This window comes from Synechococcus sp. MVIR-18-1 (genome assembly GCF_014279835.1).
Classification (GTDB): Bacteria; Cyanobacteriota; Cyanobacteriia; order PCC-6307; family Cyanobiaceae; genus Synechococcus_C.
In genome coordinates, this window is record NZ_CP047942.1 from 1,034,914 (window position 1) to 1,047,831 (window position 12,918).

The following is a 12,918-nucleotide window of genomic DNA, read 5'->3' on the forward strand; positions in this document are numbered from 1 at the left end:
GCCGCTTCCCGGCTCTTTTTCCGCACACTCTGCGCTAGCGGATCTGTAGATACACGGCATTGTTTCGTGTTGAGTCTCATGCGATTCGTCATGGCCGATGCCAATACCAGGCTTTATCCATCGCTTGACGCGATCGCAGGTCTGTTTCATCCGCCCGAGCAAATCAGCTCGATTGACACGCTGGGATCTGGAAACGTGAATGACACGTTCTTGGTGTCTTTGACTGCGGATGCGGACTGTCGGGCCTTCGTGATGCAGCGTCTGAACACAAGTGTGTTCGAAAAGCCCGAGCTGGTCATGCGCAATTTGCTTGCCCTTGGTTCGCATGTACAACAACGGTTGGCGACGGATCCACCTGAATTGGCTGGACGGCGTTGGGAAATTCCAACGGTTCTGCCAACGCGCCACAGCGAAGGCCATTGGGTTGAGCACAACGGAGAGTTTTGGCGCTCGATCTCCTATATCGGAGCTGCTACCACAAGTGATGTGATCCGTGATGCTGGGCATGCGCGCGAGCTGGGGTATGGACTGGGGATGTTCCATCACCTCATCAGTGATTTACCGACTTGCGACTTAGCAGACACCCTTGAAGGCTTTCACATCACTCCGAGCTATCTCAAGCATTACGACACTGTTTGCCGCGATCAATTCGAGAGGCTTGAGAAACGGTTATCACTCGATCCGCGGCTGAAACGTGCGCTTGATTTCGTGGAACGTCGCCGCGACTGTGTGGATGTGTTGGAAGTTGCCTGTGCTCGTGGCGAACTGCAACGCCGACCGATTCATGGAGACCCCAAAATCAACAACGTGATGCTTGATGAACAAAGTGGTCTTGCTGTGGGATTGATCGATCTCGATACGGTTAAGCCCGGTTTGGTTCACTACGACATCGGAGATTGCCTGCGTTCTTGTTGCAATCCTCTTGGCGAAGAGACCTTGCAGGTTGAGTTGGTGACGTTCGATCTCAACCTTTGTCGGGCGATTCTTGAGGGCTATCTGACGATGGGTCGATCCTTTCTTTCCGACCAGGATTTTCGCTATCTACCAGACTGCATTCGTCTGATTCCGTTTGAGCTTGGGTTGCGCTTTTTAACCGACTACCTGGATGGCGATCGTTACTTCCGAACAGATCGGCCTTCTCATAATTTGGATCGAGCCTTGGTGCAATTTGCGCTCACTCAATCAATCGAAGCCCAAGAGGATGACCTCCAGCACATGATTCTCGAACTTTCAGGAGCGAGCTGAATGTCGCGCCATCCCGTGATGGTCCGGCAGGTTTGCCCGCTCCTTCCTCAAGACCCCCAAGAATCCCCTGATCTCCTGCTCAGTGCTGAGTTTGTCTGGCGTGAGGGGGGCATTCTTGAACTCAGCTACAACCTTCGGCCGGCTCAGCGTGATGGAGATTTGCTTGCTGTTTCGCTGCCTTCGATTCAGCCATCGTCCGTTCCAATGCAGGGTGATCGCCGCGATGAACTTTGGAAGCACAGTTGCTTTGAGGCGTTCATCGGTGTGCCTGGCTCTCAGCAGTACTGGGAATTCAACGTATCGCCCTTAGGTCACTGGAACCTTTACAGCTTTGAGCGCTACCGACAGGGTGGCTTTGGGTTGGTTGAGGCCTTGCCACCCTCCGTAACTGTGCGACAAACGCGATGGGACTGCCGTTGTGATGTGGTCTTGGATTTACGTCCCTGGTGGCCGATTGAGGGCATGCCAGAACTCGGTTTGACGATGGTTGTGGAGGAAATCAATGGTCGTCTCAGCTACTGGGCTCTCTCCCATCCAGGAGACGCTGCAGACTTTCATGACCGTCGCAGCTTTCTGATCTGTTGATGGATTGTCCACGATTTAGATGATGACTTCAGTCCGCCGCCTACTGATTTGTCTTCCGCTGCTTGTGGTCCCCCTGGCCTTGGGCTGCAGGCGCTCACCTGCACTCCAGTCCACCCCGAAACAAGAGCAGGACGCCTCTAAACAGGAGGTTCTTGAACAGGTTGAACCAGCGGATCTTGCGCTTCCGTCGCTCCCTACAAGGTCAGATCTTCCCCGCTCTCCATCGGGAGCGCACTATCCGCTGTTTTTGGCCAACCCCGATCAGCTGGCTCAATTGTTGTCAGAGATTGAGCTTGCCATTCGCAACCCCGACGTCTCTTCAGAGGCCATTCCCTCCCTTGCTCATCAGCAGCAGGTGATCTATCGGGTGTTGTCGCATCGCTCTGCTCTCGCCGACCAGGTTCGATCGAAGCTTGATGACCGTTGGCGCTGGGTGTTTGATCAGCACATCGCAGCTCGTCGCTCGTTTCTTGCCATGCATCGTGGTCCGGCTTCATCCAGGCTTCCTGCTTGGCGTATCCAGACCCCGGCTCCTCCCGATCAATTGCTCAAGGCTTATCGAAGTGCTTCAGCAGCTACAGGGATTGATTGGGAGGTGTTGGCTGCTGTGAATTTGGTCGAAACGGGAATGGGTCGCATTGATGGCATTTCCGTCGCCAATGCGCAAGGGCCGATGCAATTCCTACCCACGACCTGGACGGAGCCTGGGATTGGCCGTGGTGGTGACATTCGCGATCCTTGGGATGCCATCCATGCGGCTGCGCGTTATTTGGTTCGTCGTGGAGGCCTTCAGGACATCCGAAAAGGACTCTGGGGGTACAACAACAGCGATGACTACGGCAAGGCTGTGGTTCATTACGCCGACCTGTTGAAACGGGATCCTCTCGCCTATCGCGGCTTGTATCACTGGCAAATTCACTACGCCTCTTCGGCCGGTGATCTCTGGCTTCATGAGGGCTACAACCAGCCACAGCCCACCGATGTCTTGCAGTATTTGCGTCAGAACCCGCACAGCCGTCCTGCAGGTTGAGGTCTAGAGACTGGCGTGATCGCCTTTGACCTCTACGATTCCGATCAGATGAAGGCTGAGCTCTTTGGCTAAGGAATTGACGCATCGGGCCGATGAGCTCAAGACCCTTGGCTGGTCCACGGATGAAGTGGCCCGATACGCCGAGCTTTGGGACTATCGCCAGCGTTGGGGAGCAATGAACCTCGAACGCGAGGATCGTTTGTTCCTGCGTAAGGCTGAAGCCGCACTTCCCGCGATTGTTTCGGGCAAGGCTGCAGCGAAAAAGGCGATCAACGAAAAGTCGTATTACCGCTGGATCTGTTTTCACTTGGAGGCGATGGATGCGGCTGAGGCCGGGTACGCCTTGCCCCAAGGGTCCCGTGGCGCATGGCCGATCTTGCTGGAGGAGGAAAGACGTTTGCTCGATTACTACCAGCCAGTTCTTGGTCTTCCCGACACCATCAAAGCCAAAGCTTTTGATGCGATCCGCGAAGAATTCGCGGCACAGGCTGGCCCACTTGCGGCTGCAGATGGTCAGACGAAGAATTACGACTTCATGTCTGCACTAAAAGAACTCAAGGCCCAAGAGAACAGCAAGTGGCGTCATCTGCGCGAGCAAGAGGGTGACCAGCCCTATCCAGTGCTCAGTGCTGAAGCGGCAGGCTCTTTCCGATCGGAAGTGCGCAGTCGTTTTGGCCCCCTGATGCGTGAGACGCTTCCATCCCTTGCGGAGACTGAAAAACCGGCACCTGACGACAATTGGAGCGCCTCAACGGAAGTTGCGAGCTAGAACGGAGTTATCCGTATTTCGGCCTTGACATCACAACGTTTCGAGACCCTTCAATTGCACGCTGGTCAGGTCCCTGACCCCACGACAAACTCGCGGGCGGTCCCGATCTACCAGACCAGCTCTTATGTGTTCAATAACGCTGAACACGGCGCAAATCTGTTTGGGTTGAAGGAATTCGGGAACATCTACACCCGTTTGATGAACCCCACCACGGATGTCTTTGAAAAGCGTGTTGCAGCACTGGAGGGTGGGGTCGCCGCCGTCGCCACCGCCTCAGGCCAGTCGGCTCAGTTTTTGGCGATTACCAACTGCATGCAGGCTGGAGACAATTTTGTTTCCACGTCCTTTTTGTACGGCGGCACTTACAACCAGTTCAAGGTGCAATTCCCGCGCTTAGGGATCCAGGTCAAGTTTGCCGATGGTGACGATGTCGCGAGTTTCGCGGCGCAGATTGATGACAAGACCAAGGCCATCTATGTCGAAGCGATGGGCAATCCCCGCTTCAACATTCCCGACTTCGCCGGCCTCTCTGCACTTGCTAAAGAACGTGGCATCCCTCTGATTGTCGACAACACACTCGGCGCGGCAGGAGCCTTGATTCGACCCATTGAGCATGGCGCCGATGTGGTGGTTGAGAGCGCTACGAAATGGATTGGTGGTCACGGCACCAGCCTTGGTGGTGTGATTGTTGATGCAGGAACGTTTAACTGGGGCAATGGCAAGTTTCCGTTGATGAGTGAGCCGAGCGCTGCTTATCACGGCCTTGTGCACTGGGACGCCTTCGGTTTCGGCAGTGACATCTGCAAGATGCTGGGGTTACCTGATGAACGCAATATCGCGTTTGCACTAAGGGCAAGAGTGGAATGTCTCCGCGATTGGGGACCGGCCATCAGCCCCTTCAACAGCTTTTTGTTGCTGCAAGGCTTAGAAACATTGAGCTTGCGCGTGGAGAGGCATGCGCAAAATGCGATGGCGTTGGCAACCTGGTTGCAGGAGCAGTCCACTGTTGCTGATGTGAGCTACCCCGGATTACCTAGCGACCCTTATCACGCAAGTGCTAAGCGCTATCTCACCGATCGTGGGATGGGCTGCATGCTGATGTTCTCCCTAAAGGGGGGGTATGACGATGCGGTGCGTTTCATCGACAGCCTCAAGCTGGCGAGCCATCTCGCCAATGTTGGCGACTCCAAGACGCTTGTGATTCATCCAGCCTCCACGACCCATCAGCAGCTCAGCGCTGATGAGCAAGCCTCGGCTGGCGTGACTCCCACCATGGTTCGGGTGTCTGTCGGTTTGGAACACATCGACGACATCAAAGCTGATTTTGAGAAGGCGCTGGCGACCTGAGTAGGGGAGAGGCGGTTGGTCACTTGGAGCCCAAGGCCAAGGTGATCCACCGCCGTGGGGTCACTGGCATAAGCCTTGGCTACGTTGAACAGACAACACCTTGCATAGAAAAAGTCGCTCGTCATTGCAAACATGATGAATAAAACTCACTCAGTGGAAGGGATCTGAGCTGATGGCACTGATACTTCCTAGGAATTATCACAAGATCACCGCTGTTGAACGGAACCGGATCTCTTGGATTGAACCCGAGCAAGCCGAGCGTCAAGACATTCGACCTCTGCGCATTGGCATTCTCAACATCATGCCCTTAGGGAAGCAGTACGAATTCAACCTGCTGCATCCTCTGGGTCTCTCGGTTCTTCAAATTGAACCGATCTGGATTCGCCTCCAATCGCATGCGTACCGAAGCTGGGATCAAGGCCATCTCAACCAGCACTATGTGAGCTGGGAAGAAGCTCAGTCACAGCGTCCATTGGATGGATTAATCATCACCGGTGCTCCAGTGGAGCACTTGGCATTTGAGGACGTCACCTATTGGCCCGAATTGGTTGAGCTGATCAACGAGGCGCGTCACTCTTGTGCCAGCACACTCGGCCTCTGTTGGGCTGGGTTTGCTCTGGCTTATCTCGCAGGAGTGAATAAGGTCACGTTCGATCGGAAATTGTTTGGGGTGTTTCCGATGCGAAGTCTTGTTCCTGGTCATCCCCTGATGGGAACCCAGGATGATCAATTTCTCTGTCCTCAAAGCCGTCATGCGGGATTACCGGACGCGGCGATGGAATCGGCGCAACGCCAGGGTCGATTGAGGCTTCTCGCCCATGGAGAGAAGGTGGGGTACACCATTTTTGAGACGCCAGATCAGCGTCAGCTCATGCATCTTGGCCATCCCGAATACAACGTTGGCAGGCTGCAGGCGGAAATGGAGCGCGATCTCGCTCGTGGCGATGTTCCGCCGCCGGAAAATTTTGACTCTGACCACCCGAGAACGCTGTGGCGTTCCCATCGTAATTTGCTATTTCAGCAGTGGTTATGGTTCTGCTATCACCGCGTCAGCCTTCAGTCCTGAACAGGACAAGCAGCTTTTTGCGTTGTTGTTTCAATGGGCCTTGTTTCGATCGGCCGCTGAGCAGCATCGCGATTGAGTTCCCGCTCCAAGGCGGCAATGCGTCTCTCTCTAAGGCAGTGCCGACAGCCTCCTGTGGTTTGGAGATGCTTCTCAGGCGTGATGTTGATCAGTTGGACCGGATGGTGGTTGCAGCGAATGTTGACCGGGCTCTTGTAGCTGCGGTATTTGATCTCTGAATAATCGAAATGATCACCGAAACGCTCACGCGCTCGTTTGAGAAATTCCGATTCCGTGATACGAGCTGCCATGAGAAGAATGTATGGGGTGTTGCCTCGAAGTCTTCGTCTCTGTTATGGCTCTTTACTGGTTTGTTTCAGACAAGACCCACGATCGATGAGTTGGAACCATCGCGTTGGCTGGCTTGAACCGCAGGCTTCGGCTTACTGGTTTGATCGGTGTCAGAAACAGATTGTCTGGGAGCAGCCCCAAGTTCGGGTGTACGGAAAAGTCCACCGTGTGCCGAGATTGTCAGCTTTTCTCGCAGAGGCTTCGGTGTCTTATCGCTACAGCGGTGTGATTCATCGCGGCCAGGGCTGGCCCGATTGGTTTATGCCCTTGCTTGAGCAGGTGAATCAAAGTTGTTCTGCTCAATTCAATGGTTGCTTGTTCAATTTCTATCGGGATGGAGACGACCGCATGGGGTGGCATGCCGATGACGAACCGGAGATTGATGCCAGATGTCCAATCGCATCGCTTTCTTTTGGTGCCACTAGGGCGTTGCAGTTTCGTCATCGCCAGAGCCAGAGCCGAGAGCAATTAGCCCTTGCGGATGGAGATTTGCTGGTGATGGAACCTGATTGCCAACGGTTATGGATGCACGCCCTTCCGGTTCGCAAGAGGGTACGCACGCCAAGGTTGAACCTCACGTTCCGAGTCTTTCTTCCAATGTCTTCAGCAGCACAGCCCAAATTGGCACCGTGATTAGCGCCATGAGGGTGCTGCGCCAAATCAGCTGTGCTGCTGCAGTGCTGTCTGCCTGCTCTGTTTCTGCCATTAAGAGCACGGAAATAGCAGTGGGGGCGGCAGCTTGTAGGACCAAGGCCTGACGCGCGAAAGCGCTGATGGGAAGGATCAGGCTGAGTCCCAAGACGAATGCAGGAAACAGCAAAAGTTTGCAGCCCAGAGCAGCATTCAAGGTTTTGAGCTGAGCGCTTTGTGTTGCTTCTGTCTGCGATGGAGTTGATCTCGAATCTGAAAGGCCTGCAAGTCGCATGCCCACAACGATTAAGGCCAGCACGATCACAACCCTTGACGGCATCCACAGTGCGGCTGTGATGGTTGCTTGCCATGGTGTTGCCATCACAAGCAAGGCGCCCAGGAGTCCTCGTGAGGCAGGACTGGAACTGAGGTGGTTGATCAACACACGCCAACGCTGCGGATGAGCCGCCTGCTGTGATCCTGCAAGCCAGATCGGTCCGAGCCCCCAGGCCAGGAGCGTTGCGCCGAAGTCGTAGCCGATGCTGATCGATAGGGCTTCCGGGGGGAGTAAGGCCAGCGCGACCGGAATCCCGAAATAGGCTGTATTGCCAACGCAACAGCCCAGTTGAAGTGTGGGCGAGAGCAGCTGATCACCAGCTCGACGCCAACGTCTGAGCATCATCAGCATGGCCATGATGACAACCGCCGCTATGGCGGCTGTGCTGAGCAGGGAGCTGTTCAATCCACCCTTCAACAGCAAGCCCATCAGGCTGATGGGAACGCCATAGCGCACTAGTGGGGTTGCTAATGGCTTGACCCACCCTGGTTTGAAGCGTCCAAGTAAATATCCACCAAGTAGGCCTGGAATGAGTTCAACCAGGAGGCGAAGAATCGCGATGTCTGCCAGATCTCGGTAGAGAATAGGAATATTCGCGATGATGTGCCAAAGTCACAGCTGTCCCATGACAGGTGCTCAGTGGCTGTTTCGGCTCCTTTCTGTTCCATCCCCCAGAGAGTGGAACGGCTCAGTGAAGCCCTGCAAGCTCAACGTGAGCGTCTGCAGGAGCGGTTGGCTGAGCAAATTCATAGCCTCCCCGTTGGCAATGAAAGCTGGCTGCAAACCGAAAGAGAGCTCGTCGCTGCTGAGCGAGCCCTGCACCAGTTGGATGGCCGTTGTCAATTAGTCATTTGATTGAGGAAGCGCCTGCTGCGGTCTTCTTTGGCATGGCTGAAAAACGTCTTTGAGTCTGAAAGTTCAACTACTTTTCCTGCATCCATAAACAGCACCCTGTCAGCGACTTCACGGGCAAATCCCAGCTCGTGTGTGACGACCACCATGGTCATTCCCGCTGAGGCCAGCGTGCGCATGGCATCAAGCACTTCCTTGACGCGTTCTGGATCGAGAGCACTTGTTGGCTCATCGAACAACATCACCTCTGGATCCATCGCTAAGGCTCTGGCGATCGCTACGCGTTGTTGCTGCCCTCCGCTGAGCTGGGCAGGGCGTTTCATGGCCTGATCAGCAATCCCCATTTGGCTTAATAGCGACATCGCCCTGAGCTCCGCCTCTTTTTTCTGCATTTTTTTGACGCGGATTGGTGCCAGCGTGATGTTGTCGAGGATGGAGAGGTGGGGAAACAAATTGAACTGTTGAAAGACCATTCCAACCCTGCGCCGGATTCGTTTGATCTGTCGTTCGTCTTGGTTGGAATCCAGCTGAATCCCGACAATTTCCAACTGACCTTCATCAATGCTTTCCAAGCCATTAAAGGTGCGGATCAAGGTGCTTTTTCCTGAACCAGAGGGCCCCATGACCACAAGAACTTCACCAAGGTTGACGCTGAGATTCACCTCATCAAGAGCGCGATGATCGTCGGAGTAAGACTTACTTATGGATTGCGCGTGAATGGCGATGGACATAGATGTTGTGGAGGTACGAGCGGTCTTAGGAGCTAGTGGATAAGTAACCTTGACGTTCAATGCGCTTTGCTAAGAGGGCCATCCCTGAACAGAGCAACCAATACACACCGGCGAGCCATACATAAACCTCAAGATGACGGCCGATGTATTCAGGATTTGCGAGCAAGCTTCTGCTAATTCCCAACAGTTCTATCAAGCCGAGAATGGCCATCAAGCTGGTGTTTTGCAGCAATCCGATCGCTTGGTTGGTTAGTGCTGGAACAGCAATTCTCATTGCCTGGGGAAGAATGATCAGTCTCATTGTGAGAGACGCATTGAGTCCGAGGGCCGCGGCCGCTTCCGCTTGTGTGGGTGGGATGGATTGCAGTCCACCACGCACATCCTCTGCTACGTATGCCGCTGCAAATAGAGCAAAAGCCATCACAGCTCTGAATACTCTGTTGATTTCCATCTCTACCGGGAGGAAGAGCGGTAGGAGCAATTGCCCGAAGAACAGCACCGCAATGAGGGGGACTGCACGCATGAGGTCGATGTAAACGCGGCAAAGCATCGCGACCAAACCCAAATTGGATGTTCTGCCGATCGCAAGGCCTATCCCCATGGGCAGGGCTAAGAATCCACTCGCTGTGGTCAGCAGCAAGGTGAGGGTCAGGCCCCCCCAGGCGCGAGTCGGCACGGCTTGGAGGTTGGCGGATCCAGCAAGCAGAACCACTCCTGCGGGCACCATCAAGATCCATGCCCAGGGAAGCAAAGGTTGGAGGCGTTTCAGTGGTTGTGGCAAGTGATCACTGGCCAAGGTGGTGATCGTTAGCACCAGGAGAGCGGCCATCCAAACCAAAGGCCTCCAGCGTTGATCAGCGGGATAGCTGCCAAAGGCATAAAGCGGGAGGTTGTGGGTGACGACTCGCCAATCAGCTCCGGTGATCAGCCAGGATCCTGTTGACCAGACAGCCCAAAGAATCAAGCCGAGGATGAAAACACTGAAGGCAGCCTCAATTGGTTTGTGCTGCCAACGCCGGTAGTGCTGTTGCCGAGGTTTGAATTGGCTCGCCATTAGCTGGCGGCAGGGGGAGCATCCGTGGGCTTGAGCAAGTTCAAGGCGGAGAGGAAAAGAGACACGCCAAAGATGGTCCCTAAAGCCCAAAGGCTGTCAGAGGGCCATTCGATCACTAACAGCAATCCGAGGACGGCAGTCACGATTCCGTCCACCACGACAAGACCACGCGCTGATGCATTGGAACTAGCTCCTGTTGCTAATTCCATTAACCCTTCAACGAGCAAGAGCACACCGGCAAACAGCGTGAGGCTGATTTCGCTGTCGATCGGGTCGATCAGAATGAAGACCGCACCACCGATATAAAGCAGCCCTGACAAGCCCTTAAAGAGTTTGCCTTGATTGTTTGGAATATCTCCAATCCGAAGCAGTTGATTGAGCCCTGCAACGAACACAATCCCGCCTAAGCCAATGGTGAGAAGGGTTGCTGATGCAAAGGGCAGCAAAATCGCTGCAATAGACGCCACAATTAAAAAGACCGCGGCGATACGACGAGTATTCATGAAAGCGAACTGTGACGTCTTCAGTTTAATGATTGTGCTGGCTTCTTAAAACAGCTCGGTTCAACAGCTGCATCCCACCATTAATGAGCAAGTTCAAGAGTAGAAAACTCAGCAAAAGCAGCAAAAATCCTTCCATCGCTCGTCCCGTTTGGGTGATGGTTGTGTCACTCACCGAGTAGAGATCGGCGTAGCCAACGGCAATGGCCAGGGTGCTGTTTTTTGCCAGGTTCAAATATTGACTACTGAGTGCTGGCAAGATTGCAGGAAGAGCCTGGGGCAGGACGATTCGGCGTAGGCCGAGGCCTTCTGTCATGCCAAGACTTCGGAAGGCTTCCCACTGGCCGCGGGGGACTGAATCGAGGCCACCGCGAACCACTTCTGCAATGGAGGCTCCTGTAAACACGCTGAGCCCGAGGAGGACAGCTGCAAACTCCACACTGAGCGTGACTCCCAGCAAGCTGATGCCTTGATTGGAGAGGTGGATCAAAGCTCCCAGTGGTGAAAATGGCTCTGAAGGAAGTCCCAGGAAGGCAACGAAATACCAAAACAGAAGCTGCAATAGAAGAGGGATCTGACGAATGAATCCCACGTACAAAGCTGCTAACTGCCGCAATAACGGATTCAGGCTCCGGCGAGCAGCACCGGTGGTCACGCCCAGCAGAGTTGCCAGCACAATCCCTGCAACGATCACGCGCAAGCTGTTCAGCCATCCCATCAGCAGGGCCCAGGCTGTGCTGTCTGAAGATTGATAAGGAAGGGGGTGCTCACTGAGCGCGAAACCTGCCGGTCTCCAAAGCCAATCAAAACTGAGGCCTAGGCCTGTTCGAATCAGATTAACGGCGAGATTATTGATCAGAATCCCCATCACCGTGAGGAGCCCAACCACAATGATGACCTGCCACCACCAGCGTTTTGAACGATTCATTGGAATGGGGGTGAGGTCAGTACGCCTCCATTCCTATGGAGATGATTGAGGCCTCTTGGTATCGGAACGGCACTCTTAGATCCGAGATGCCGATCATAAATCTCACCGTAATGACCTACTGCTTTGATCACTTTGACAATGAAATCGTTGTTTAAACCTAGTTTTTGGCCTAGATCGCCTTCTACGCCAAGAAAACGCCTTAGTTGTGTGAGTTCAGGACGACGTTGGGCTTCTTCAAGCTTATTTTCGATGTTCGCTTGTGTAATGCCTAATTCTTCTGCAGCGATCAATGCATAGATCACCCAGCGCATCGCATCCGCCAGGCGCTGATCACCTCCTGCAGCTAGTGGAGCAAGGGGTTCTTTGCTCAAGACTTCAGGGAGAATCACATGTTGCTCTGGTTTGTTAAAACCGGATCTGGCCGCGGCGAGCTGCGAGCGATCGGATGTCATGGCGCTGCAGCGACCTTGGAGGTAGCCCGCGATGACTTGATTGAGATCCTGATACTTAATGGGTTTGTAATCGATGCCTTTGGCCTGAAAGGCATCGTTGAGGTTTTGCTCGGTCGTGGTTCCTGAGCCCACGCAGATGGTTTTGCCTTTGAGGTTGTTGAGATTGGAGATCCCACTGCTGCGCTTAACCAGGAGCCCTTGCCCGTCATGAAAAACAACAGGAGCAAAGCTGACGCCATTACCTCCCGCAGCATCTCTGCTGAGGTTGAAGGTGGTATTGCGGGATAGGAGATCAATTTCTCCGGTACGCAGTGCAGTGAATCGTTCTGGAGCGGTTAGTGACCTGTATTGCACCTGATCTGGGCTGCCAGTAAACGCTGCTGCAAAGGCTCGACAGATGTCCACATCAAGTCCAGCGAAGGATCCATCCCTTTGCAGAAAACTAAAGCCTGGAATCTTGCCGCTGACTCCGCAGCGAAGCTCGGTTCTCCTTTTTATGAGATCGAGTCTTGAGGCGCCGCCCTCCCCAAGCGTGGCACATCCATTCAAAATGAATAAGAAAGAAACCAGTGGCAGTGCAAGAAGACGGACTCTCATCTGATTGTTTCTGGTAGGGAACAAGTGTGTCAGAGCTCGTTCATCAGGGCTGATCGTTCTTGTCAACACAGAGAACTGGTTTAGCGTTCGCAAATGTTCGTGAATAGCTCGATGACGCGAACGCTGTTGGGATCTGCCCTGGTTTCAGCTCTAATTTTATTTGGAATCGTTCCTCCAGCACTGGCTTGGAAAGAAACTGATCAACAGGCTTATTATAATAAAATGTCTCTCCTTAAAGTAATGCTTGAAGGGGCTCGAATCAGGGCTGTTGAAACGAATGATTTGCAGACACTCTGTCTCATTATGAGCATCGGAAACGACGTAACTGTTCGTTATGTCGAGCTCAATCCGAATGACGTTGAGATCAGCAATCGTCTCGACGGCATGCGGAATGACATGACGGCTTGTTTGGCACTCCTCTACAGCAAGGAATAGTCATCAGGCGGA

16 protein-coding genes are annotated in these 12,918 nt (G+C 53.8%); 9 read left to right on the plus strand and 7 right to left on the minus strand.

What is annotated here, in order from left to right; translation table 11 throughout:
- The first annotated feature begins 78 nt into the window (after nucleotides 1–78).
- The 6 genes from SynMVIR181_RS05500 to SynMVIR181_RS05525 all read left to right on the plus strand — a co-directional run bounded on the left by SynMVIR181_RS05500 (nucleotide 79) and on the right by SynMVIR181_RS05525 (nucleotide 6,042).
- Nucleotides 79–1,245, plus strand: coding sequence for a phosphotransferase enzyme family protein (locus tag SynMVIR181_RS05500; RefSeq protein WP_255444469.1), 1,167 nt, complete (start codon nucleotides 79–81; stop codon nucleotides 1,243–1,245).
- Nucleotides 1,246–1,830 (plus strand): DOMON-like domain-containing protein, encoded by a 585-nt coding sequence (locus SynMVIR181_RS05505; RefSeq protein WP_186590263.1) that lies wholly within the window; start codon nucleotides 1,246–1,248, stop codon nucleotides 1,828–1,830.
- Between the two features lie 22 nt (nucleotides 1,831–1,852).
- Nucleotides 1,853–2,860, plus strand: a complete 1,008-nt coding sequence (locus SynMVIR181_RS05510) for a transglycosylase SLT domain-containing protein (RefSeq protein WP_370593880.1) — start codon at nucleotides 1,853–1,855, stop codon at nucleotides 2,858–2,860.
- 64 nt (nucleotides 2,861–2,924) lie between these two features.
- A complete protein-coding gene (locus SynMVIR181_RS05515; protein ID WP_186590265.1) occupies nucleotides 2,925–3,629 on the plus strand; it encodes a hypothetical protein in 705 nt (234 codons plus the stop codon).
- 24 nt (nucleotides 3,630–3,653) lie between these two features.
- Nucleotides 3,654–4,976, plus strand: coding sequence for an O-acetylhomoserine aminocarboxypropyltransferase/cysteine synthase family protein (locus SynMVIR181_RS05520; RefSeq protein WP_186590266.1), 1,323 nt, complete (start codon nucleotides 3,654–3,656; stop codon nucleotides 4,974–4,976).
- 172 nt (nucleotides 4,977–5,148) lie between these two features.
- Nucleotides 5,149–6,042, plus strand: coding sequence for a homoserine O-succinyltransferase (locus tag SynMVIR181_RS05525; protein ID WP_186590267.1), 894 nt, complete (start codon nucleotides 5,149–5,151; stop codon nucleotides 6,040–6,042).
- On the opposite strand, the gene SynMVIR181_RS05530 is transcribed toward SynMVIR181_RS05525, so the two are convergent.
- Nucleotides 6,033–6,350 carry a hypothetical protein gene (locus SynMVIR181_RS05530; RefSeq protein ID WP_186590268.1) on the minus strand — a complete coding sequence of 106 codons (318 nt, stop codon included), beginning with the start codon at nucleotides 6,348–6,350 and terminating at the stop codon, nucleotides 6,033–6,035. The two genes, SynMVIR181_RS05525 and SynMVIR181_RS05530, sit on opposite strands and share 10 nt — an antisense overlap.
- 85 nt (nucleotides 6,351–6,435) lie before the next feature.
- Here SynMVIR181_RS05530 and SynMVIR181_RS05535 point away from each other — a divergent pair, with 85 nt between their 5' ends.
- Nucleotides 6,436–7,023, plus strand: coding sequence for an alpha-ketoglutarate-dependent dioxygenase AlkB (locus tag SynMVIR181_RS05535; RefSeq protein ID WP_186590269.1), 588 nt, complete (start codon nucleotides 6,436–6,438; stop codon nucleotides 7,021–7,023).
- Here the strand turns inward: SynMVIR181_RS05535 and SynMVIR181_RS05540 are convergent.
- A complete protein-coding gene (locus SynMVIR181_RS05540) occupies nucleotides 6,965–7,912 on the minus strand; it encodes an AEC family transporter (RefSeq protein ID WP_186590529.1) in 948 nt (315 codons plus the stop codon). The genes SynMVIR181_RS05535 and SynMVIR181_RS05540 overlap by 59 nt on opposite strands.
- 84 nt (nucleotides 7,913–7,996) lie before the next feature.
- Here SynMVIR181_RS05540 and SynMVIR181_RS05545 point away from each other — a divergent pair, with 84 nt between their 5' ends.
- Nucleotides 7,997–8,212: a hypothetical protein gene (locus SynMVIR181_RS05545; RefSeq protein WP_186590270.1), complete on the plus strand. Its 216-nt coding sequence runs from the start codon at nucleotides 7,997–7,999 to the stop codon at nucleotides 8,210–8,212.
- Here SynMVIR181_RS05545 and SynMVIR181_RS05550 read toward each other — a convergent pair.
- From SynMVIR181_RS05550 to SynMVIR181_RS05570, 5 genes are read right to left on the minus strand one after another with little or no spacing between them, the layout of a single operon-like run.
- Entirely contained in the window at nucleotides 8,197–8,940 is a 744-nt protein-coding gene (locus tag SynMVIR181_RS05550; protein WP_186590271.1) for an amino acid ABC transporter ATP-binding protein, read from the minus strand. The genes SynMVIR181_RS05545 and SynMVIR181_RS05550 overlap by 16 nt on opposite strands.
- A 25-nt stretch (nucleotides 8,941–8,965) precedes the next feature.
- Nucleotides 8,966–9,994 (minus strand): amino acid ABC transporter permease, encoded by a 1,029-nt coding sequence (locus tag SynMVIR181_RS05555; RefSeq protein WP_186590272.1) that lies wholly within the window; start codon nucleotides 9,992–9,994, stop codon nucleotides 8,966–8,968.
- Nucleotides 9,994–10,497 (minus strand): HdeD family acid-resistance protein, encoded by a 504-nt coding sequence (locus SynMVIR181_RS05560; RefSeq protein ID WP_186590273.1) that lies wholly within the window; start codon nucleotides 10,495–10,497, stop codon nucleotides 9,994–9,996. The genes SynMVIR181_RS05555 and SynMVIR181_RS05560 overlap by 1 nt, the downstream gene beginning before the upstream one ends.
- A 25-nt stretch (nucleotides 10,498–10,522) precedes the next feature.
- Nucleotides 10,523–11,422 carry an ABC transporter permease subunit gene (locus SynMVIR181_RS05565; RefSeq protein WP_186590274.1) on the minus strand — a complete coding sequence of 300 codons (900 nt, stop codon included), beginning with the start codon at nucleotides 11,420–11,422 and terminating at the stop codon, nucleotides 10,523–10,525.
- Entirely contained in the window at nucleotides 11,419–12,471 is a 1,053-nt protein-coding gene (locus SynMVIR181_RS05570) for an amino acid ABC transporter substrate-binding protein (protein ID WP_186590275.1), read from the minus strand. The genes SynMVIR181_RS05565 and SynMVIR181_RS05570 overlap by 4 nt, the downstream gene beginning before the upstream one ends.
- Nucleotides 12,472–12,582: 111 nt before the next feature.
- On the opposite strand from SynMVIR181_RS05570, the gene SynMVIR181_RS05575 reads away from it, so the two are divergent.
- Entirely contained in the window at nucleotides 12,583–12,906 is a 324-nt protein-coding gene (locus SynMVIR181_RS05575; RefSeq protein ID WP_186590276.1) for a hypothetical protein, read from the plus strand.
- The last annotated feature ends 12 nt before the right edge of the window (nucleotides 12,907–12,918 follow it).

Coding starts and splice junctions, on each gene's coding strand:
- SynMVIR181_RS05550 (WP_186590271.1), bottom strand. CDS start 8,940: ATGTCCATCGCCATTCACGCGCAATCCATAAGTAAGTCTTACTCCGAC.
- SynMVIR181_RS05535 (WP_186590269.1), top strand. CDS start 6,436: ATGAGTTGGAACCATCGCGTTGGCTGGCTTGAACCGCAGGCTTCGGCT.
- SynMVIR181_RS05555 (WP_186590272.1), bottom strand. CDS start 9,994: ATGGCGAGCCAATTCAAACCTCGGCAACAGCACTACCGGCGTTGGCAG.
- SynMVIR181_RS05510 (WP_370593880.1), top strand. CDS start 1,853: ATGACTTCAGTCCGCCGCCTACTGATTTGTCTTCCGCTGCTTGTGGTC.
- SynMVIR181_RS05500 (WP_255444469.1), top strand. CDS start 79: ATGCGATTCGTCATGGCCGATGCCAATACCAGGCTTTATCCATCGCTT.
- SynMVIR181_RS05505 (WP_186590263.1), top strand. CDS start 1,246: ATGTCGCGCCATCCCGTGATGGTCCGGCAGGTTTGCCCGCTCCTTCCT.
- SynMVIR181_RS05575 (WP_186590276.1), top strand. CDS start 12,583: ATGACGCGAACGCTGTTGGGATCTGCCCTGGTTTCAGCTCTAATTTTA.
- SynMVIR181_RS05525 (WP_186590267.1), top strand. CDS start 5,149: ATGGCACTGATACTTCCTAGGAATTATCACAAGATCACCGCTGTTGAA.
- SynMVIR181_RS05570 (WP_186590275.1), bottom strand. CDS start 12,471: ATGAGAGTCCGTCTTCTTGCACTGCCACTGGTTTCTTTCTTATTCATT.
- SynMVIR181_RS05565 (WP_186590274.1), bottom strand. CDS start 11,422: ATGAATCGTTCAAAACGCTGGTGGTGGCAGGTCATCATTGTGGTTGGG.
- SynMVIR181_RS05560 (WP_186590273.1), bottom strand. CDS start 10,497: ATGAATACTCGTCGTATCGCCGCGGTCTTTTTAATTGTGGCGTCTATT.
- SynMVIR181_RS05530 (WP_186590268.1), bottom strand. CDS start 6,350: ATGGCAGCTCGTATCACGGAATCGGAATTTCTCAAACGAGCGCGTGAG.